Raw genomic sequence first — 19004 nt, 5'->3', positions numbered from 1 at the left:
ACGACTTCATGGTGCGGGCGCTGGCCACCACCGTCACCACGGCCGTGGTGTGCGCGGCGCTCTCGTGCTGGCTGGTGCTCATCGGCTGGTCGCTGATGGGTGACGCGGTGTCGCACGCGGTGTTGCCGGGCGTGGTGCTCGCCTACATCGTGGGGGCGCCGTTCGCGATCGGCGCGGTGATCTTCGGGTTCCTCGCGGTCGCGCTGATCGGGGTGGTGCGCGACACCAGCCGAGTGAAGGAGGACGCAGCCATCGGCATCGTCTTCACGACGCTGTTCGCGTTCGGGTTGGTGCTGGTGTCGGTGACGCCGAGCAACACCGATCTCAACCACATCATCTTCGGGAACCTGCTCGGCGTGAGCCGCGGCGAACTGGTGCAGATCCTCATCCTCGCCGCCATGGTGCTGGCGGCGCTGATCCTCAAACGCCGCGATTTCACCCTCTACGCCTTCGACGCCACGCACGCCCACGCCATCGGCCTGCGCCCGAAGCTCCTCGGCGCGGCCCTGCTCGGGCTGCTCGCGCTCACCGCCGTGCTGGCCCTGCAAGCGGTCGGCGTGATCCTGGTGGTCGCCATGCTCATCATCCCCGGCGCCACCGCGTACCTGCTCACCGACCGTTTCGGTCGCATGCTCCTCATCGCCCCCACCATCTCGGCGGTGTGCTCGGTCGCCGGCCTCTACATCAGCTACCACCTCGACACCGCCCCCGGCGGCATGGTCGTCGTCGTCCAAGGCATCGCCTTCACCCTCGCCTACCTCTTCGCCCCCCGCCAAGGAATCATCGGCCGCCGCCTCACCACCCGCCGCCGCACGCCCGCGCCCGCGTGACAAACCGGGTTCGTTCGTATGACCGGCCATCGCGACGCTGATCGTGATCCGAACCAGTCGGCGATAGCCGCGTAGCGCCCCGACGTGGGTAGGGTGCGGTGTCCGACCGTGAATGAGGACCGAGTTGTCAGGCTGGTCCGGCGAACTTCATGAGTGTCGTCGCCGACTGTTTCAGGTCGAGCTCGCCCATCGCGACGGCGTTGACGAAGGTGTAGGTCTCTAGTACGGGTGCGTTCTCGAGCGTGATTCGAAAGCCGTTCAGACCCAAGAACACGACTGCCGACGTCCACGCGGTTCGCTTGTTTCCGTCGATCAGCGCGTGATTGCGGGCCAGCGACTCCAGCAGCGCCGCCGCCTTGTCGAACAGGCCCGGATATGCGTCTTGGCCGAACACTGTTGTGCGATAACGGAACACGTGTGCCTGGAGAAGCCCCGGGTCGCGCACGACGGCCGACCCTTCGGTGACGACGTACGCGATCTCCAGCACATCCTCGATGTCGAGATAGCGGACGTCGCTCACTTCAGCTTGTCCAGCAGTTCGCGGTGCTCGGCAACGGCGAACGCGATCTCGGCTCGAACCGACTCACGATGGCGCCGGCGTCGCACGTACTCGGCGATGGCCGCGTTGGCGATGGTGTTCATGCGGCGCCCCTCGGCCTCCGCTTGTTCGCGCAGGTCGGTTTCATTCTGGTCGGTCAGCCGCAAGTTCATAGCGGTCCGAGTTCGTCACGCTACCGACGGAGGGTGCCCTCAGGTCCCCTACCCTTCCCGCCCCAGCGAGAAGTACTCCGACTGCCGGGGCCGCGCCGCCAACGCCAGCACCGACGCCACTTCCTCGACCCCCTCCGACAGCGGCGCGATCGTCACGCGCACGGCTTCGGGGTGCCCGCGGTCGATGACGCCTTCACGGTCGTCGAACTGATCCGTCGTCGGATGCGATACGTTCCGCCGCGTTGATCAGAGGGAGCGGCGCGGCGTTCGACCGACGACGAGTCGTCCGTTGTGTCAGTTCGTTCCGGACCGGTTCGCCCCCGGAGCGAATCCGAGCGCGGCTCGCCCGCGGCCCCTGTCGGACGACGACGCGGCTCACGCGAGCTGGTCGAGCAGTTCGCGGTGCTCGGCGACGGCGAAGCGAAACTCGGCCCGCACCTGTTCGCGGTGCCGACGTTGCTCGGCATCGGTCCGTTCGCACGGACCTCGAGCGGTGTTCCGCCATGGCCCGATGATGTTGCGGCGGAACCATTCTCGCCAAGGAACTCCGGTGAGTGCCGGGAGACTCAGCGAAACGTGTGGCGGAGCGTGACCCCCACCCGGCGGAGTTTGGCGCGGACCGGGTTGTCGTCGCGGGGCTCCAGCCGCAAGCCGGCCGACTCTGCGATGCGTTCCGCCACTGCCGGGACCGGGGTGGTGTCGGTCCGGATGTGCTCGGCGAATTCGGGTGCGCTCAACCGCTCGAGGCAGTAGTCGAGCTTGTCGACGGCGAACTGTTCGCGACGCAGCAGGAGATCGGCCTGCCCGACCGCCTTCAGCACCGGCGCGAGTCCGAGACCTCGGTCGCGCAACCGCTCGATCACCGTCTCCCGGTCGGCGAGCAACGCGAAGTGGTGGACCTCGTTGCCCGCGTCCCGCAGCCGGCCCACCGTCTCCGCGAAATACTGCGGATTCGCCACCGTCATCGGCGCGATCACCACCCCGTCGTGCGCCCGGACCACGTGATCGAGCACCTCGAACACACCTTGCCGCCAGCTCGGGTAGTCCTGGAAGTCGCGCCGCAGGGCCGGCGGCATCGTGCGATGCAACCCGTAGCCCACCTCCTCGGGATCGCACACCACGCTCCCCGGCAACCGGCTGTGCAGCTCGAACGCGGTCTGCGTCTTCCCTCCACCGAAAGGCCCGTTGATCCACAACAGCATGCGCACCACGGTACCGGCGCCCCCTACCCTTCCCGCCCCAGCGAGAAGTACTCCGACTGCCGGGGCCGCGCCGCCAACGCCAGCACCGACGCCACTTCCTCGACCCCCTCCGACAGCGGCGCGATCGTCACGCGCACGGCTTCGGGGTGCCCGCGGTCGGCGACGAAGAACGGCCCGCCGGGGGCGACGCGAATTCCGTTGGCCGCCAAGTGAACCAGGGCGGTGCGTTCGTCGGCGACGGGCACCCAGGCGTTGAGTCCCTGCCCGTCGGCGATGCGCACACCGCGCTCGCGCAACCCGTCGGCGAGGGCGCGGCGGCGCGCCTGATACTGGTCACGGGCGAATTCGACGGTGCGGGTGACGGTTTCGTCGCGCAGCATCTCGTGCAGGAGGCGTTGCAGGATGCGGGGCGTCCACCCGGGGCCGAGCATGCGGGTGGCGACGATGCGGTCGATGATCTCCTCCGGCCCCGACAGCGCCGCGATCCGTAGATCGGGCCCATGCGATTTGGAGTAGCTGCGCACGTGCAGCACCCGGTCCGGCACCCAGCGCCCGAGGCTGATGTCCTCGGCGGGGACGACGGGCCCGGAGTGATCGTCCTCGATCACCATGCACCGATGTTCGCTGCGCCGTAGCACTTCCACCAGTTCCGCCGCGCGCTCCGCGCTCATGGACGCCCCGGTCGGATTCTGCGCGCGCGGTTGCAGCACCGCCGCCGTGGCCCCGGTCGCCAGCGCGCGGGCGAACTCGGCGGGCAGCACGCCCTCGCCGTCCATCCGCACCGGAACAGTCTGCGCGCCAATGGAATCCAGATAGTCCAGGATGTAGGGAAAGGTCGGGTCCTCGACGATCACCCGGTCGCCGAACCGCACCACCGCGTGCAGGCTGCGCGCCACCGCGTCCATCGCCCCGTCCACCACGGTGAGCGCGCCCGACCCGGTCGGCCAGTCGGCCTGCAACAGCCGCCCGAGCTCCGGCACCACGGGCGCCTGGTGATAGTCGGTGGTCTCCGCACCCAGGGCGAGCCGGGACAGGATCGACCCGATCTCGGGCAGCAGCACGGGATCGGGCGTGCCGAGCGAGAGGTCCAGTCGCGCCGTGGTGGCGCCCCGGGTCATCCCGTCGGTCCGGGACGCCGCGGGCCGCGCGCCGCCCTCGGCCACGAATGTGCCGCTGCGACCCCGCGATACGACGAGGCCGGCCTGCGCCAGCGCCCGCCAGCCGTGGCTGACGGTGGCGGGACTGACTCCCAGCCTGCTGGAAAGCTCCCGCACGGTGGGCAGACGGTCGCCCGCCCGCAGCTCGCCGCTGGTGATGAGGCGCGCGATGGCGCCCGCGATCCCGGCGGGGGTGGGGTCATCGATCTGAATCCGGTCGCTCATTTTCACTTCTCGATCACGCCGCGAGATTTACACTTCCGGCACCGACTGAAATATTCAGGAAATGTTTACCGTCGAAGATAACATAATCAAACTTCGGTAGGGAGATCGACAGGTGACGACAATCAAGGCCGCCATCACCCAGGCGACGTGGACCGGCGACAAGAAGTCGATGATCGCCAAGCACGAGGGGTTCGTCGAAGAGGCCGCCGCCGCGGGCGTGCAGGTGATCTGCTTCCAGGAACTGTTCTACGGGCCCTACTTCGGCAACGTGCAGGACAAGAAGTACTACGAGTACGCCGAGTCCGTGCCGGGGCCCACCACCGAGCGATTCGCCGAACTGGCCCGCGCGCACCGGATGGTGATCGTGCTCCCGGTGTACGAGGAGGACCAGCCCGGCGTGCTGTACAACACCGCCGCGGTGATCGACGCAGACGGCAGCTACCTGGGCAAATACCGCAAGCACCACATTCCGCACCTGCCCAGCTTCTGGGAGAAGTTCTACTTCCGCCCCGGCAACCTCGGCTACCCGGTGTTCGACACCGCCGTCGGCAAGATCGGCGTCTACATCTGCTACGACCGGCACTTCCCGGAGGGCTGGCGCGCGTACGGATTGGGCGGCGCCGAACTGGTGTTCAACCCGTCGGCCACCAAACCCGGCCTGTCCAACCGGCTCTGGGAACTGGAACAGCCCGCCGCGGCGGCCGCCAACCAGTACTACGTCGCCGCGAACAACCGGATCGGCACCGAGACCGACGAGTTCGGCGACGACGCGGTGACCTTCTACGGCAGTTCGTATTTCGTGGACCCGCGCGGCAACTACGTGGGCGCGGTGGCTTCCACCGACACCGACGAGCTGGTGATCCGCGATATCGACCTGGACCTGGTGCGGGAGGTGCGCGGCGACTGGCAGTTCTACCGCGACCGCCGCCCGGATTCCTACGACGCCATCGTGGCGCCCTGAGCACGAGGAGGTGCGCATGGCAACGACTTTGATCACCGGCGGCACCGTGGTCTCGGCCACCGGCCGCGGCGCGGCCGACGTGCTGGTGGACGGCGAACGCATCGTCGCCCTGCTCGAACCGGGCAGTACGGTGCTCGGCGCGAACCTCGCCGAGACGGTCGACACGGTCGTCGACGCGACCGGCAAGTACGTCATCCCCGGCGGCATCGACGCGCACACGCACATGTCCATGCCGTTCGGCGGGACAACGGCTTCCGACGACTTCGAGACCGGCACCAGGGCGGCGGCGTGGGGCGGCACCACCACCATCATCGACTTCGCCGTGCAGAAGTTCGGTGAGCGCGTGCAGGATTCGCTGGAGACCTGGCACAAGATGGCCGACGGGCAGTGCGCCATCGACTACTCGTTCCACCAGATCATCGGCGACGTGAACGCCGAATCCCTGGCCGCGCTGCGCCGACTGCCCGACGAGGGCATCACCAGCTTCAAGCTGTTCATGGCCTACCCCGGCGTCTTCTACAGCGACGACGCGCAGATCCTGCGCGCCATGCAGACCGGCGCCGACACCGGCCTGCTCACCATGATGCACGCCGAGAACGGCCCCGCCATCGACGTGCTCGTCGAACAGCTGCTGGCCGAGGGCAAGACCGCGCCGTACTACCACGGCATCGCCCGCGCCTGGCAGCTCGAGGAGGAGGCCACGCACCGCGCGATCATGCTCGCCGACCTCACCGGCGCGCCGCTGTACGTGGTGCACGTGTCGGCGAAACAGGCTGTGGCGCAACTGGCCGCGGCGCGCGATCGCGGCCGCAACGTGTTCGGCGAGACCTGCCCGCAGTACCTGTACCTCTCGCTGGAGGACAACCTCGGCGCGGCGGGTTTCGAGGGCGCGAAGTGGGTCTGCTCGACACCGCTGCGGTCGCGGCAGGAGGAGCACCAGGATCAGGTGTGGCAGGCGTTGCGCACCAACGACTTGCAGATGGTGTCCACCGATCACTGTCCGTTCTGCATGAAGGGGCAGAAGGACATGGGGCTCGGCGATTTCTCCAAGATTCCCAACGGAATCGGCACCGTGGAACACCGGATGGACCTGATGTACCAGGGCGTGGTGGACGGGCGGATCACCTTGGAGCGCTGGGTGGAGATCACCTCCACCACCCCGGCGCGGATGTTCGGCCTCTACGGCCGCAAGGGTGTGCTCGCCCCGGGCGCGGACGCCGACATCGTGGTCTACGACCCGAACGGCCACACCTCGATCGGCCTCGGCAAGACCCACCACATGAACATGGACCATTCGGCCTGGGAGGGCTACGAGATCGACGGGCACGTCGACGTGGTGCTCGCCCGCGGCAAGGTCGTGGTGTCCGACGGCGAATACCGGGGCGCCAAAGGCGACGGGCAGTTCGTGCGCCGCGACCCCTGTCAGTACCTGATCTGAGGAGACGCCATGGAATTCGGAGCGGTACTGCAATGCGATCCGCCCGCGGCGCGCACGGTGCAACTGGCCAAACTGGCCGAGGCGCACGGTTTCAGCCACCTGTGGACCTTCGATTCGCACCTGCTGTGGCAGGAGCCGTACGTGCTGTACAGCCAGATCTTGCACGAGACGAAGCGAATCACGGTGGGGCCCATGGTGACCAATCCGGCGACCCGCGACTGGACCGTCACCGCCTCGCTCTACGCCACCCTCAACGAGGCGTACGGCAACCGCACCATCTGCGGCATCGGGCGCGGTGATTCGGCGGTGCGCGTGGGCGGCGGCAAACCCACCACCCTCGCCACGCTGCGCGAGTCCATCCACGTGATCCGCGAGCTGGCCAACTCGCGCCCGGTCGAATACGGCGGCAGCACACTGCAATTCCCGTGGAGCACCGGCTCCGCGCTGGAGGTGTGGGTGGCCGCCTACGGGCCGAAGGCGCTGGCGCTGACCGGCGAGGTGGCCGACGGGTTCATCCTGCAGCTCGCCGATCTCGACATCGCGGAGTGGATGATCGGCACCGTCCGCAAGGCCGCCGCGGCGGCCGGTCGCGACCCCGATTCGATCAAGATGTGCGTCGCCGCACCGATGTACATCGGCACCGATCGGCAGCACATGCGCGATCAGTGCCGCTGGTTCGGCGGCATGGTCGGCAACCACGTCGCCGACATCGTCGAGCGGTACGGCACCTCCGGACAGGTGCCCGCCGCGCTCACCGACTACATCGAGGGCCGCAAAGGCTACGACTACAACCAGCACGGCCGGGCGGGAAACACGCACGCCGACTTCGTCTCCGACGACATCGTCGAGCGGTTCTGCGTGCTGGGCACCCCCGAGGACCACATCGCGAAACTGCGCGCGCTGGCCGATCTCGGCGTGGACCAGTTCGCCGGCTATCTGCAGCACGACAACAAGGAGGAGACCTTGCGCGTCTACGGCGAGACCGTGATTCCGCAACTGCGGCAAGCCATCACGGCGACGAAGGTGTCGGCATGACCGCCGTGGGGATCGACCTCGACGCCCGCGCCTACGAACTCGACCGCGCCCACGTGTTCCATTCGTGGTCCGCGCAGGCCGCGCTGAACCCGCTGGTGCTGGCGGGGGGACGCGGCTGCCGGGTGTGGGACCACGCGGGCCGCGAGTACCTGGACTTCGCCAGCCAGATGGTGAATGTCAATATCGGGCACCAGCATCCGGTGGTCACCGCCGCCATCGCCGACCAGGCGGCGCGGCTCACCACCATCGGCCCGGCCGTCGCGAACCTCCAGCGCGGCGAGGCGGCGCAGCGGATCACCGCGCTCGCGCCGGAGGGCTTCGACAAGGTGTTCTTCACCAACGGCGGCGCCGACGCGAACGAGAACGCCATCCGGATGGCCCGCCTGCACACCGGGCGCGACAAGGTGCTCTCGACTTACCGTTCCTACCACGGCAATACGGGCGCCGCGGTGGTCGCCACCGGCGACTGGCGGCGTATGCCCAACGAATACGCGCGCGGGCACGTGCACTTCTTCGGCCCGTACCTGTACCGCAGCGAATTCTGGTCCAGCAGTGCCGAAGAGGAGAGCGAGCGCGCGCTGCGGCACCTGGAACGCGTGGTGCAGTGCGAGGGTCCCGACACTATCGCCGCGATCCTGCTGGAGAGCGTGCCCGGCACGGCGGGCATCCTGGTGCCGCCGCCCGGCTACCTCGCCGGCGTGCGCGCGATCGCCGACCGCTACGGGATCGTGTTGATCCTCGACGAGGTGATGTGCGGATTCGGCCGCACCGGACGGTGGTTCGCGTTCGACGGCTACGACGTGATCCCGGACCTGATCACCTTCGCCAAGGGCGTGAACTCCGGATACGTGCCCGTCGGCGGCGTGGTGATCTCCGAGCCCATCGCCCGCACCTTCGACGAGCGGGTCTTCCCCGGCGGCCTCACCTACAGCGGGCATCCGCTCGCGGCTGCCTCCATCGTCGCCGCGCTCGACGTGATGGCCGACGAAGGGATCGTCGCTAACGCCGAACGCATCGGCCGCACCGTGATCGGTCCCGCGCTGTCGCGGGTGGCCGAGGACGTGCCGCTGATCGGCGAAGTGCGCGGCGAAGGCGTGTTCTGGGCGATCGAGCTCGTCGCCGATCGTGAGACCCGCCAGCCGCTTTCGGCCGCCGCCATGGCGCGGATCAAGGCCGACCTGGTCGCGCGCGGCGTGCTGCCGTTCCTGGCCGACAACAGAATTCATTTCGCCCCGCCCTGCGTGGTCACCGAGGCCGAGGTCCACGAGGCCGCCGCCGCGCTGCGCGAAGTACTCACCGCTCTGCCCGAGGAGATCCGATGACGAATCCCGCCGACGTGCTCGACCACTGGGTCGACGGAAAGCCCTGGACGGGCGAATCCACCCGCACCGCACCGGTTTACGATCCGGCGCTGGGCGTGCCGCAGCGCAGCGTGCGGATGGCCACGGCGAGCGACGTGGGCGCGGCCGTCGCCGCCGCGGCCGCCGCGTTGCCCGCCTGGCGCGAGTCCTCCATCGCCACGCGGCACCGGTTCCTGCTGAACTTCCGCGAACTGCTCAACGCCCGCAAGGACGCGCTGGCCGCCATTCTCACCGCCGAACACGGCAAGGTCCTCTCCGACGCGGCGGGCGAGATCGCGCGCGGACTCGAAGTCGTCGAATTCGCTTTGTCCATGCCGCATCTGCTCAAGGGCGAGTTCAGCCAGAACGCCTCCACCGGCGTCGACGTGTACTCGGTGCGCGAACCGGTCGGCGTGGTGGGCATCATCAGCCCGTTCAACTTCCCGGCCATGGTGCCGCTGTGGTTCTTCCCGATCGCCATCGCGGCGGGAAACACGGTGGTGCTCAAGCCGAGTGAGAAGGACCCTTCCGCGGCGAACTGGCTCGCCGAACTGGCCGCCGACGCCGGCCTGCCCGTCGGCGTGCTCAACGTGGTGCACGGCGACAAGGAGGCCGTGGACGCGCTGCTCACCCACCCCGACGTGGCGGCCATCTCGTTCGTCGGCTCCACGCCGATCGCGGACTACGTCTACCGGACGGCGAGCGCGCACGGCAAACGCGTGCAGGCCCTCGGCGGGGCGAAGAACCACATGCTGGTGCTGCCCGACGCCGATCTCGATCTGGCGGCCGACGCGGCGGTGAACGCCGGGTTCGGTTCGGCCGGTGAACGATGCATGGCGGTGAGCGTGGTGCTGGCGGTCGACGCCATCGCCGACGATTTCGTGGCGCGGGTGGCCGAGCGGATGCAGGGGCTGCGCACCGGCGACGGACGGCGCGGCTGCGATATGGGCCCGCTGATCACCCGCGAGCACCGCGACCGCGTGGCGGGGTATCTGGACACCGCCGCCGCCGATCGCGCGCGCGTGGTGGTGGACGGGCGCGAGTCGCCGATCGACGGTGATCCCAACGGTTTCTGGCTCGGCCCCACTTTGATCGACCGGGTTCCGGTGACCTCGGCGGTGTATCGCGACGAGATCTTCGGGCCCGTGCTCTCCGTGGTGCGGGTCGAAGGGTTCGAGCACGCGGTCGATCTCATCAACGCCTCGCCCTACGGCAACGGCACCGCGATCTTCACCAACGACGGGGGCGCGGCGCGGCGCTTCCAGCGGCAGGTGAACGTCGGCATGATCGGCGTGAACGTGCCGATCCCGGTGCCCGTGGCCTACCACAGTTTCGGCGGCTGGAAGGCGTCCCTGTTCGGTGACGCGAAAGCTTACGGCCCCAACGGTTTCGCCTTCTTCACCCAGGAGAAGGCGATCACCTCCCGCTGGCTCGACCCGAGCCATGGCGGCATCGACCTCGGGTTCCCGAGGAACAGTTAGCACTAGGCAAGAAGGATCATCCGATGACCGAAACTCGGGTACGGCCGCCGGGCGGCGCGCCGGGCAGTTCCACGCTGGTCAACGACGACTTGGCACCGACAACCAAGGAGACCGCGACCTGGCGTACCTGGGACATCTTCTGTCTCTGGATGACCTCGGCGCACAGCATCGCCAGCTACGGCTTCGCCGTCGGCATGCTGGCCCTGGGCATGACGGGCTGGCAGACGATGCTCGCGCTCTTCGTCGGCGTGCTCATCCTGTGGCTGGGCAGCAACCTCGTGGGCGTCGCGGGGCAGAAGGTCGGGGTGCCGTTCCCCGTCTTCGCCCGCGCCGCCTTCGGGGTGTTCGGCGCCAACGTTCCGGCGTTGTTGCGCGCCGTGGTGGCGGTGTTCTGGTACGGCATCCAGACCTATCTCGCCTCGACGGCGCTCATGATTCTGCTGTTGCGCGTGTGGCCGGGGCTGGCGTCGTGGACGGAATCCAGCTTCCTGGGGTTGTCCGCGCTGGGGTGGATCGCGTTCCTGGTGCTGTGGACGGTGCAGTTGGCGATCATCAACTACGGCATGGAAGTGGTGCGCAAGGCGTCCGACTTCGCGGGGCCGGTGGTATGGATCGGCATGATCGCGCTGGCCATCTGGATTCTCGGAAAGGCCGACTGGAGCATCGATTTCAACGCGCGGGCCGGTGAACCGCTCTCGGGCGGGGCGACCGTGGCGGCGTTCGTGGGCGTCGCGTTCCTGATGGTGTCGTTCATGGCGGGGCCGCTGGTGAACTACGCCGACTTCGCACGGTTCTCGCCCAGCAAGAAGGCCGTGCTGCGCGGTAACGCATGGGGAATCCCGTTCAACGAAACGGCTTTCGTGGTGCTGTCCATCGTCATCTCGCTGGCCACGCTGAAGGTGTACGGGGAGGTGCTGCACGATCCGGTCGCGCTGGTGGCCGAGATCGACAACGATGCGATCGTCATGATCGCCGCCGTGCTCTTCGCGACGGCGACCGTGGGCATCAACGTGGTGCTGAACTTCGTCTCGCCCGCCTACGACATCTCCAATGCCGCACCGAAATACATCTCGTTCCGCACCGGCGGCATCATCACCGCCGTGCTGTCCATCGTGGTGCTGCCCTGGAAGCTCTGGGAGAACCAGGATTTCATCATCTACTTCCTCGGCGGCGTCGGCGCCCTCATGGGCCCCGTCTTCGGCATCCTCGTCGTGGACTACTACCTGGTCCGCCGCCAGCGCACCGCCGTCGGCGACCTCTACTCCGACCACCCCGAAGGCAGCTACTGGTACACCCGCGGCTTCAACCCGAAAGCCCTGATCGCCCTGGGCATCTCGGGCACGATCGCCGTCATCGTGGCCCTGGCCCCCGACTCCCAGACCATCACCGCCCTCTCCTGGCCCGTCGGCGCCGCCCTCGGCGCGGCAATCATGTACGGACTCAACGTCAAACGCCCTGTATCGACCCCCTGACCCCAGTGCGGCGGCCCACCCGGGCCGCCGCATTTCTATGTCGGGAGATCTGACTTCTCACCCAGGTACCAGGCGCCTTCCGGCGCCGGTCACCTCGCGGCAGACGCGGCTGGCGTGGGCGAGGTCGGCGACCCACGCCCGCCCCCGATGAACGGTGGTTATCTGGAGAATTGGAGGCCCGCGCGGGGCGTTCTTTCCGAACGGCGCGTCGAAGACCACACGATCCGGCCGCAGGCTCCGGCCGCGCACCCTCCAGCCGTTCATGCCATCGAGGTTATCCCCGCGCGGACGCCGCGTGGGGAACTCGCCGGATCCATACAAGTGGTCGCCAGGCGCGAGGTGGTTCGCGCCGCTCGGATCGGTCGCCGTTTGCGAATCGCCGCGATCGAGTGGTGAACCGGTAGCGCGGTGCGGGCCGCGCTCAGGGTTGGTCGAGCAGGTGGCGGGGCGCGGCCAGGGTCCACGAATCCAGGATGATCGCCTCGAGCTCCTCGCGATCGTCCAGCGCGGCGAGCCGCACGCGCACCCACGCGTTGTTCGCCTCGTGCGCCGCGATCCAGAACTTGTGCGGCTCGGCGGCGACGAGTTCGTCACGGTCGAGGATCGGGCAGCGGACCGCCATCGATGTCTCGGCCTCGGGCAGGGTGAGGAACAGCTTTCCGGCGACGCGGAAGATGGGCATATCCCAGGCGAACTGCTCGACGGTCTCCGGCAGCGACAGGGCGTAGCTGCGGACATCGTCCCCCGTGGTACTCATGCCACGCATCTTTCCAGGACCCGCCGACAGGTGGGTCAGCCGCGGATCTCGGGCAGCGTGCCGTCGCCGAGGTCGGAGTCGGGCAGCACCCGGTCGGGGTCGATCAGCGCGACCGCGCGGCCGTCGAGGCGCATCCGGCGCAGTCCCTCCAGCAGCATTCGGCGGCCCACGTCGTTCATCCGGTCCACGCGGGACAGGTCCAGCACCACGGCCGTGCCGGAGGTATCGGATTCCAGACCGTGCAACACCGCCTCACCACCGCTGAACTGGATGACGCCTTGCAGTTCGAACACCGTTTCCCCGCCGGAGGTGTGCACACCGCGCAGCACGGTCGAGCCGTACGGCACCGAATCCATCAGGTGCATCCCCATATCCGCCGACAGCCGCTGGAACACCTTGATACCGCGCACACTGTTGCCGTGCGCGTCCAGGCGCGGCGACACCACGGCGATACCGCACTGTCCGGGCAGCGCGCCCAGAAGTCCGCCCGCCACACCACTTTTCGCAGGGATGCCGACCGTGGCGAACCACTCGCCCACCCCGTCGTACATCCCGGCGGCGGCCATCACGGTGAGCGTCTGCCTGGCCACCTCGGGCGGCATCAGGCGCTCACCCGTCCGCGGCTGCACGCCGCCGTTGGCCAGCGTCGCGCCCATGACCGCCAGATCGCGCACGGTGACGGTGATCGAGCACTGGCGCGTGTACCCTTCCACCACCTCGTGCGGATCGTCTTGCAGCACACCGTAATTGCGCAGCATGTGGGCGATGGAGAGATTGCGGTCGGCGGTGGCGAGTTCGGAGGCGAACACCGACTCGTCGATGCCCAGTTCGCGACCGGCCAACGCGGAGAAGAACTCTCGCGCCCGCTCCACCTTGTCGGCCACGCTCGCCCCCGGCCCCACCAGCAGATCATGGGTGGCGATGGCGCCGACGTTGATCATCGGATTCTTCGGCCGGCGCGACCCGGTTTCCAGCGAAAGCTCGTTGAACGCCTCACCGGACGGTTCGACGCCGACCGCGGCGAGCACCGTCTCCTTGCCGCGGTCCAGCAGCGCGGCAGCGTAGGCGAACGGTTTGGAGATGGACTGGATGGAGAACTCGACCTCGTCGTCGCCCGCTGCGTAGGTGCGGCCCGCGACGGTGGTGACCGCGGCCCCGAACACGTCGGGATCGGCGTTCGCCAGATCGGGGATGTAGTCGGCCACGGCACCGGACCGCTCATCGGCCAGGGCGTCGAGCACTTCTTGCAGGTAGTCGCCTACCGGTGATCGCACTCGGTCCTCCGATCCGAACGGGAGCAGTCGCCCGGTCCACGGTACACAGCGTGCGCGAAGACCAAGCGTGTGCCGAGAGATAGCCGTGCGCAGTAGACTGGGTTACCCGCAGTGTGCCTGCTCAGTGCGGGTAACAAGCGGTGCGGGCCCATCAGTCGCCAACTGATCACGTAAGAACATGGGTAACTCCAGGGGTACGGACGAACTCGACATCACCTCACCGGCAGCCCGGCTCCAGAGCCTCCCTGCACCTAGCGACCGGCCTGAAACGCGGAGAGGCGGACAGAGAGGCGGAACAGCAGTGCGGTACTACCGGGACATGCCGCAGTGGCGGGAACTGCAACAGTTCCTCCCGGAACGTCTGCGCCTCGACGACAACACCGCGCCGGGGGAGGAGTTCTGGGGGTGGCGCGGCCATAGTGTGCACCTGGATCGTTATCCGAATCCGTCCGCGCCAGCGAAAGTCGTTCTGCACCACGGGGTCGGCACGAATGGCAGGCAGCTCACTCTGATTCTCGGCGCGCCGCTGGCTCGGCGCGGTTTCGAGACCGTCGCGCTGGACAACCTCTGGTACGGGCTCACGGTGCTCGCGCCGGGCACGATCCCCACCTATGACGACTGGATACACCTGGTGGTCGATTTCCTCGCCCACGAGCGCGCCCGCGACGACCGGCCGATGGTGTTCTTCGGCCTGAGCGCGGGCGGGATGGTGGGTTATCACGCGGCGGCCGCGGCCCCGAGCGGCACGCTGGGCGGCCTCGTCGGCATGACGTTCCTCGAGCAGCGCGACCGCCGGGTCCGCGACGCCACCTCCCACGACCTGTTCTCCGCCCGCGTCGGCATCCCGGCCATGGGCATGCTGGCGCGCACCCCGCTGCGGGGTATGCGGTATCCGATGACGCTGGCGGCGAAGATGTCGGCGCTGGTGAACGATCCGGCCGCGCTGCGCGTCATGACGCGCGACCGCACGTCGGCGGGGAACTGGCTGCCGGTCGCCTTCCTGGCGAGCTATGCCACCTACGCGCGCGCCGTCGAACCCGAGGACTTCGACGCCTGCCCGATCCTGCTGACCCAGCCCGCGGCCGACCGCTGGACCCCGCTCGCCCTGAGCGAACCGTTCCTCGCCAGGATCCGGAAGGTGCCCGTGGAAACCGTGTTGCTCGACAACGCGGGCCATTACCCGCTCGAGGAACCGGGGCTGAGTCAGCTGGAATCCGCCGTGGCCGACTTCGTCACGCGGAGTACGTAGCGCGTTCAGAATCCAGCGAAATCGTCTCCCCGGTTGAGCCTTTCGACTGATGCACGCGTTTGGTCCCGGAGTTGACGCAGATACTCGCCCGCATCGGCCGCACCCGCCAGCAGTGCCGCCTGGCCCGACCAGAGGTTGAGCAGGCCGGCGTCGCCGTTCGCGGCGGCGCGGCGGCGGAGGGGGCCCATCAGGGCGTTCTGCGCGGGGTACGGCGGCACCGTGGCCTCGTGCTGCGCCATCTCCCGGACGAAGCGGTTCGGGATGCCGCGGGCGGGGCGTCCGGAGAAGAGCCTGGTCAGCACCGTCGTGCGGGCGTCGGGGGAGCGCAGCGCGCGGCGGTGGGGGGCCGAGGCGCCGGACTGGTCGGTGGCCAGGAAGCCGGTGCCGATCTGGACCGCGTCCGCGCCGAGGGCGAACGCGGCCGCGATGCCACGGCCGTCGGCGATGCCGCCCGCCGCGACCACCGGCACCCGCACGGCGTCGGCGACCTGCGGGATCAGCGAGAAGGTGCCGACCAGTGACTCGTGCACCGGTCGCAGGAAGGCTCCGCGATGTCCGCCCGCGTCGCTGCCCGAGGCCACGACGGCGTCGAAGCCCGCCCGCTCCAGCGCGATCGCCTCCTCGACGGTCGTGGCGGTGCCGAGCGTGACGATGCCCCGCTCGCGCGCGGCCGCCAGGAACCCGGCGTCGGGAATCCCCATCACGAAGCTGACGCACGGTGGCGCGGCCGCCAGGACAGCGGCGAGTTGCTCTTCGTAGTCGGGTGTGCGCAGCGAATCGGGCGGTGCCACCTCGAGTTCGGTGTAGTAGCGAGCCAGTCGGTCGCGGTCGGCGTCGGCGAAACCCGTCGGCTCGCCGGGCTGCGGCACCCAGAGGTTCACCGCGAAGGGCCGCTCGGTGGCGGCGCGTGCCCGCGCCACCACGTCGGCGATCTCCGTGCCGGTCAGCACGTGCGCGCCGAAGGAGCCGAGCCCGCCACCCTCGGACACCGCGGCGAGCAGGTCTACCGAGGACAGGCCACCGCCGAAGGGCCCCTGCACGATCGGCACGTCGATACCCAGCAGTGTGGTGAAGCGGTTCATCGCGCGACCGCCGCCCGGCCGCGGGTGAGCGCCAGCGCCTGCGCCGCCACCCGCGCCCCGAGATGCGCGGCCGTGGCCAGGTCGGCGGGGCCGGGAGCGCGCTCGGCGTCCACGTCGGACGGTGACTGCGCCATCGCGCCGAGGAACCCGCCGAGCCGGTTGAGCGAGGCGGCGTCGCCGTGTTCGGTATAGAGCCAGCCGGGCGGCAGGTCCAGGCTGACCCAGGTCATCCCGTGCTGGGCGGCGAAGAGCGACAACGAGATCAGCGTGTTGAGCTTGTCGCCGTTGACGCCCGCCGAGTTGGTGAACCCGGCCGCGAGCTTGTGCCGCCAGCCTTGCGCCGCCCACACCGGTGCGCTGGCCTCGGCGAACGCCTGGAACACCGCCGATTGGCTGCCCATGTAGGTGGGTGTGCCGAACACGATCGCGGCGGATTCGTCCAAGGTCCGCCACAGCGGGTCCCCGAGCCGTCCGACGTCGCACAGCGCGGCCGTCGCGCCGTCCACGGTGCCCACTCCCTCCGCGACGGCGTGCGCCTGGCGTGCGGTGTGCCCGAATCCGCTGTGATAAGCGACGGCCACGGTGATCTCCGGCATGGTGTTCTCCTTCAAGTTAGAGACGACCGGTCAACTATTACAGATAATTGACCGGTCGTCTACAGTGGTCGTCATGGGACGGACCAGCGACGCCGCCGACCGCCTGCTCGCGGCGGCCTGCGCATTGATGCACGACCGGGGCTACAGCGGCATCGGCGTCGCCGAGATCTGCGCCCACGCCGACGTGCGCAAGGGCAGCTTCTATCACTTCTTCCCGTCGAAGGAGGAACTCACCATCGCGGTGGTCGACCGGCACTGGGAAACCCAACGGCCCGAATGGATCCGGGCGCGCGAGGGTGACGGCCCCGCGCTGAACCGCCTCGCCGTGCTGCTCGACGGTCAGGCCGCCGCCCAGCGTGCCGACAAGGCCGCTACCGGCACGGTTCGCGGCTGCCTGCTCGCCAACCTCGGCCTCGAACTGAGCACCCAGGAGGCGCGCGTGCAACGGCGCATCCGGGAGGTCTTCGATGAGCAGACCGCGATCGTCGCCGCCATCCTCACCCAGGCCGGGGTTCCGGCCCCCGACGAGACCGCCCGCGCTGTCCTAGCTCAACTCGAGGGCGCCGTGCTGTTCGCCAAGCTCACCAACGACCCCGCGTCGCTCGACGATCTCTGGTCGCAGACCCGTCGCCTGCTCGGCGTGTGAGGGGTTGGGGGAGAACGGCATCGGTGATCCTCCGTTCGTCGCCGAGAACGCTGCGGCCGGGCCGCGTACCGTGGAGACCGTCCGGGACGTATTCGAGTGAGCGGAGGGCTCATGGCGACGGAATCATTGGCGCGGCGGGCGGTGCGCGGGTTCAATGCCGGGGTGGTGGCATTGACGGAGGCGCCGGTGATCGGGCGGATCCTGGGGCGGGGGTTCGCGACGGTGTCGTATGTCGGACGGCGATCCGGCAAGACATTCAGCACGCCGGTGAACTACTGGCGCAAGGGGGACGACCTGCTGATCGGTGTGGCGATGCCGGACCGCAAGCAGTGGTGGCGGAACTTCCTGGACGACGGCGCGCCGATCGTGGTGCGGCGAAACGGCGTGGACGAGACCGGTCACGCCGTGGCGACGCGCGACGAGCGCGGGCGGGTCACGGTGCGGGTGCGCCTCGGCGAGGGGTGAGCCCGCGCCGGTCTCGGTTCGATGAAACCTGTTGCATGTGACGCGACGTATCACTAACCTTGGTGGTAGCTCGACTGCCGAAGGAGACACCGCCGATGTTGTCCACCGCTTCGACCGATGCGTCGTACCACGAGATCCTGCGCGACCTGTCCGAGGGCTCGGTGCACAGGCACTTCGACCCCTACCTCGATATCGACTGGGACTCACCGGATTTCGCCGTCGACCCCACCGATACGCGCTGGATCATGCCCGACGAGGACCCGCTGGGCCGCCACCCCTGGTACAAGGCGCAGCCGGTGGAGCGCCAGATCGCGATGGGGATGTGGCGCCAGGCCGGCATCGCCAAGGTGGGCCTGGACTTCGAGCAGTTGCTGATCCGCGGCCTCATGCAGTACCTGATCTCGGTGCCCAACGGCGATCCCGAGTTCCGGTACGTCACGCACGAGGCGGCCGAAGAGTGCAATCACACGATGATGTTCCAGGAGATGATCAATCGCATCGGCGAGGACGTCGTCGGCATGGGCTCGATCGACCGCAAGCTCACGATGATCATCTGGCCCGCGGTGAAGTACTTCCCCGCGTTGTTCTTCACCATGGTGCTCGGCGGCGAGGAGCCCATCGACCACCTCCAGAAGTCGGTCCTGCGGGCCGGTGAGGACATGCACCCGATGGTGCAGCGGGTCATGCAGATCCACGTGGCCGAGGAGGCCAGGCACATCTCGTTCGCGCACGAATACCTGCGCCGCAACGTCCCCGGCCTGCACCCGGTGCCGAAATTCGTGCTCTCCCTGGGCTTTCCGGTCGCCATGCGGGTGATGCTCGGCATGATCATGACCCCGCCCAAGGAGTTCGTCGAGAAGTTCGAGATCCCGGCCCACGTGATGCGCGACGCCTACTGGAACGCCCCGCAATCGCGCGCCACCAAACGCAGCATCTTCGGCGACGTCCGCGCCCTGTGCACCGACGTCGGACTGATGAACCCGGTGGCCAAGGCGGCCTGGCGCCTGCTCGGCATCGACGGCCCCGTCTCCCGCTACCGCAGCGAACCCGACCGCACCCTGGCCTGAGCGGTCGCGGCGCGCC

Annotated in this window: 19 protein-coding genes; 11 read left to right on the top strand and 8 right to left on the bottom strand. The window is 68.7% G+C overall.

What is annotated here, in order from left to right; all coding sequences use genetic code 11:
- Nucleotides 1–8: 8 nt before the first annotated feature.
- Complete coding sequence (locus OHB21_RS00850) at nucleotides 9–830, top strand: metal ABC transporter permease (protein WP_067508783.1); 822 nt, start codon at nucleotides 9–11, stop codon at nucleotides 828–830.
- A 127-nt stretch (nucleotides 831–957) separates the two neighbouring features.
- Here OHB21_RS00850 and OHB21_RS00845 read toward each other — a convergent pair whose 3' ends face one another.
- The 4 genes from OHB21_RS00845 to OHB21_RS00830 form a co-directional block, all read right to left on the bottom strand.
- Nucleotides 958–1350 (bottom strand): type II toxin-antitoxin system death-on-curing family toxin, encoded by a 393-nt coding sequence (locus tag OHB21_RS00845; protein WP_067508632.1) that lies wholly within the window; start codon nucleotides 1348–1350, stop codon nucleotides 958–960.
- Nucleotides 1347–1535, bottom strand: a complete 189-nt coding sequence (locus OHB21_RS00840; RefSeq protein ID WP_147265942.1) for a CopG family transcriptional regulator — start codon at nucleotides 1533–1535, stop codon at nucleotides 1347–1349. Before OHB21_RS00840 ends, OHB21_RS00845 begins: the two co-directional genes overlap by 4 nt.
- Before the next feature lie 572 nt (nucleotides 1536–2107).
- On the bottom strand, nucleotides 2108–2743 hold the full coding sequence (locus tag OHB21_RS00835) for an AAA family ATPase (protein ID WP_067508781.1): 636 nt from the start codon (nucleotides 2741–2743) through the stop codon (nucleotides 2108–2110).
- A gap of 23 nt (nucleotides 2744–2766) precedes the next feature.
- Nucleotides 2767–4125 carry an aminotransferase-like domain-containing protein gene (locus OHB21_RS00830; RefSeq protein ID WP_067508628.1) on the bottom strand — a complete coding sequence of 453 codons (1359 nt, stop codon included), beginning with the start codon at nucleotides 4123–4125 and terminating at the stop codon, nucleotides 2767–2769.
- A gap of 112 nt (nucleotides 4126–4237) precedes the next feature.
- Here OHB21_RS00830 and OHB21_RS00825 point away from each other — a divergent pair, with 112 nt between their 5' ends.
- From OHB21_RS00825 to OHB21_RS00800, 6 genes are read left to right on the top strand one after another with little or no spacing between them, the layout of a single operon-like run.
- Entirely contained in the window at nucleotides 4238–5086 is an 849-nt protein-coding gene (locus OHB21_RS00825; RefSeq protein ID WP_067508626.1) for a nitrilase-related carbon-nitrogen hydrolase, read from the top strand.
- 16 nt (nucleotides 5087–5102) lie between these two features.
- Nucleotides 5103–6524, top strand: a complete 1422-nt coding sequence (hydA, locus tag OHB21_RS00820) for a dihydropyrimidinase (protein WP_195125669.1) — start codon at nucleotides 5103–5105, stop codon at nucleotides 6522–6524.
- A gap of 9 nt (nucleotides 6525–6533) precedes the next feature.
- Nucleotides 6534–7559, top strand: coding sequence for a TIGR03842 family LLM class F420-dependent oxidoreductase (locus OHB21_RS00815; RefSeq protein ID WP_067508622.1), 1026 nt, complete (start codon nucleotides 6534–6536; stop codon nucleotides 7557–7559).
- The gene (locus tag OHB21_RS00810) at nucleotides 7556–8881 is read left to right on the top strand and encodes an aspartate aminotransferase family protein (RefSeq protein WP_067508620.1); all 1326 of its coding nucleotides are present in this window, start codon (nucleotides 7556–7558) and stop codon (nucleotides 8879–8881) included. Before OHB21_RS00815 ends, OHB21_RS00810 begins: the two co-directional genes overlap by 4 nt.
- On the top strand, nucleotides 8878–10380 hold the full coding sequence (locus OHB21_RS00805) for a CoA-acylating methylmalonate-semialdehyde dehydrogenase (RefSeq protein ID WP_067508618.1): 1503 nt from the start codon (nucleotides 8878–8880) through the stop codon (nucleotides 10378–10380). Before OHB21_RS00810 ends, OHB21_RS00805 begins: the two co-directional genes overlap by 4 nt.
- Before the next feature lie 23 nt (nucleotides 10381–10403).
- Nucleotides 10404–11852 (top strand): NCS1 family nucleobase:cation symporter-1, encoded by a 1449-nt coding sequence (locus tag OHB21_RS00800; protein WP_067508617.1) that lies wholly within the window; start codon nucleotides 10404–10406, stop codon nucleotides 11850–11852.
- Nucleotides 11853–12273: 421 nt separating this feature from the next.
- On the opposite strand, the gene OHB21_RS00795 is transcribed toward OHB21_RS00800, so the two are convergent.
- The gene (locus tag OHB21_RS00795) at nucleotides 12274–12609 is read right to left on the bottom strand and encodes an MmcQ/YjbR family DNA-binding protein (protein WP_067508616.1); all 336 of its coding nucleotides are present in this window, start codon (nucleotides 12607–12609) and stop codon (nucleotides 12274–12276) included.
- Nucleotides 12610–12644: 35 nt separating this feature from the next.
- The gene (locus OHB21_RS00790) at nucleotides 12645–13883 is read right to left on the bottom strand and encodes a glutaminase (protein WP_195125671.1); all 1239 of its coding nucleotides are present in this window, start codon (nucleotides 13881–13883) and stop codon (nucleotides 12645–12647) included.
- 319 nt (nucleotides 13884–14202) lie between these two features.
- Between OHB21_RS00790 and OHB21_RS00785 the strand changes: the two genes are divergently transcribed.
- Entirely contained in the window at nucleotides 14203–15132 is a 930-nt protein-coding gene (locus OHB21_RS00785) for an alpha/beta hydrolase (RefSeq protein ID WP_195125672.1), read from the top strand.
- A 5-nt stretch (nucleotides 15133–15137) separates the two neighbouring features.
- Here the strand turns inward: OHB21_RS00785 and OHB21_RS00780 are convergent, their stop codons facing one another.
- Together OHB21_RS00780 and OHB21_RS00775 are read right to left on the bottom strand one after the other, a co-directional pair.
- A complete protein-coding gene (locus tag OHB21_RS00780) occupies nucleotides 15138–16214 on the bottom strand; it encodes an NAD(P)H-dependent flavin oxidoreductase (protein WP_067508610.1) in 1077 nt (358 codons plus the stop codon).
- On the bottom strand, nucleotides 16211–16810 hold the full coding sequence (locus OHB21_RS00775) for a flavodoxin family protein (RefSeq protein WP_067508779.1): 600 nt from the start codon (nucleotides 16808–16810) through the stop codon (nucleotides 16211–16213). Before OHB21_RS00775 ends, OHB21_RS00780 begins: the two co-directional genes overlap by 4 nt.
- A gap of 73 nt (nucleotides 16811–16883) precedes the next feature.
- On the opposite strand from OHB21_RS00775, the gene OHB21_RS00770 reads away from it, so the two are divergent.
- The 3 genes from OHB21_RS00770 to OHB21_RS00760 all read left to right on the top strand — a co-directional run bounded on the left by OHB21_RS00770 (nucleotide 16884) and on the right by OHB21_RS00760 (nucleotide 18988).
- Nucleotides 16884–17456, top strand: a complete 573-nt coding sequence (locus OHB21_RS00770) for a TetR/AcrR family transcriptional regulator (protein WP_067508777.1) — start codon at nucleotides 16884–16886, stop codon at nucleotides 17454–17456.
- 111 nt (nucleotides 17457–17567) lie between these two features.
- Entirely contained in the window at nucleotides 17568–17921 is a 354-nt protein-coding gene (locus OHB21_RS00765) for a nitroreductase/quinone reductase family protein (protein WP_067508608.1), read from the top strand.
- 95 nt (nucleotides 17922–18016) lie between these two features.
- Nucleotides 18017–18988, top strand: a complete 972-nt coding sequence (locus OHB21_RS00760) for an AurF N-oxygenase family protein (protein ID WP_067508606.1) — start codon at nucleotides 18017–18019, stop codon at nucleotides 18986–18988.
- Nucleotides 18989–19004: the final 16 nt, after the last annotated feature.

Origin of the sequence: Nocardia puris (assembly GCF_036051655.1) — a bacterium.
GTDB lineage: Bacteria > Actinomycetota > Actinomycetes > Mycobacteriales > Mycobacteriaceae > Nocardia > Nocardia puris.
Note: the sequence above shows the minus strand (reverse complement) of the source record. Positions and strands in the feature narration are given on the sequence as shown.

Coding starts and splice junctions, on each gene's coding strand:
- OHB21_RS00810 (WP_067508620.1), top strand. CDS start 7,556: ATGACCGCCGTGGGGATCGACCTCGACGCCCGCGCCTACGAACTCGAC.
- OHB21_RS00800 (WP_067508617.1), top strand. CDS start 10,404: ATGACCGAAACTCGGGTACGGCCGCCGGGCGGCGCGCCGGGCAGTTCC.
- OHB21_RS00760 (WP_067508606.1), top strand. CDS start 18,017: ATGTTGTCCACCGCTTCGACCGATGCGTCGTACCACGAGATCCTGCGC.
- OHB21_RS00785 (WP_195125672.1), top strand. CDS start 14,203: ATGCCGCAGTGGCGGGAACTGCAACAGTTCCTCCCGGAACGTCTGCGC.
- OHB21_RS00795 (WP_067508616.1), bottom strand. CDS start 12,609: ATGAGTACCACGGGGGACGATGTCCGCAGCTACGCCCTGTCGCTGCCG.
- OHB21_RS00770 (WP_067508777.1), top strand. CDS start 16,884: ATGGGACGGACCAGCGACGCCGCCGACCGCCTGCTCGCGGCGGCCTGC.
- OHB21_RS00830 (WP_067508628.1), bottom strand. CDS start 4,125: ATGAGCGACCGGATTCAGATCGATGACCCCACCCCCGCCGGGATCGCG.
- OHB21_RS00850 (WP_067508783.1), top strand. CDS start 9: ATGGTGCGGGCGCTGGCCACCACCGTCACCACGGCCGTGGTGTGCGCG.
- OHB21_RS00780 (WP_067508610.1), bottom strand. CDS start 16,214: ATGAACCGCTTCACCACACTGCTGGGTATCGACGTGCCGATCGTGCAG.
- OHB21_RS00815 (WP_067508622.1), top strand. CDS start 6,534: ATGGAATTCGGAGCGGTACTGCAATGCGATCCGCCCGCGGCGCGCACG.
- OHB21_RS00765 (WP_067508608.1), top strand. CDS start 17,568: ATGGCGACGGAATCATTGGCGCGGCGGGCGGTGCGCGGGTTCAATGCC.
- OHB21_RS00775 (WP_067508779.1), bottom strand. CDS start 16,810: ATGCCGGAGATCACCGTGGCCGTCGCTTATCACAGCGGATTCGGGCAC.
- hydA (WP_195125669.1), top strand. CDS start 5,103: ATGGCAACGACTTTGATCACCGGCGGCACCGTGGTCTCGGCCACCGGC.
- OHB21_RS00835 (WP_067508781.1), bottom strand. CDS start 2,743: ATGCTGTTGTGGATCAACGGGCCTTTCGGTGGAGGGAAGACGCAGACC.
- OHB21_RS00805 (WP_067508618.1), top strand. CDS start 8,878: ATGACGAATCCCGCCGACGTGCTCGACCACTGGGTCGACGGAAAGCCC.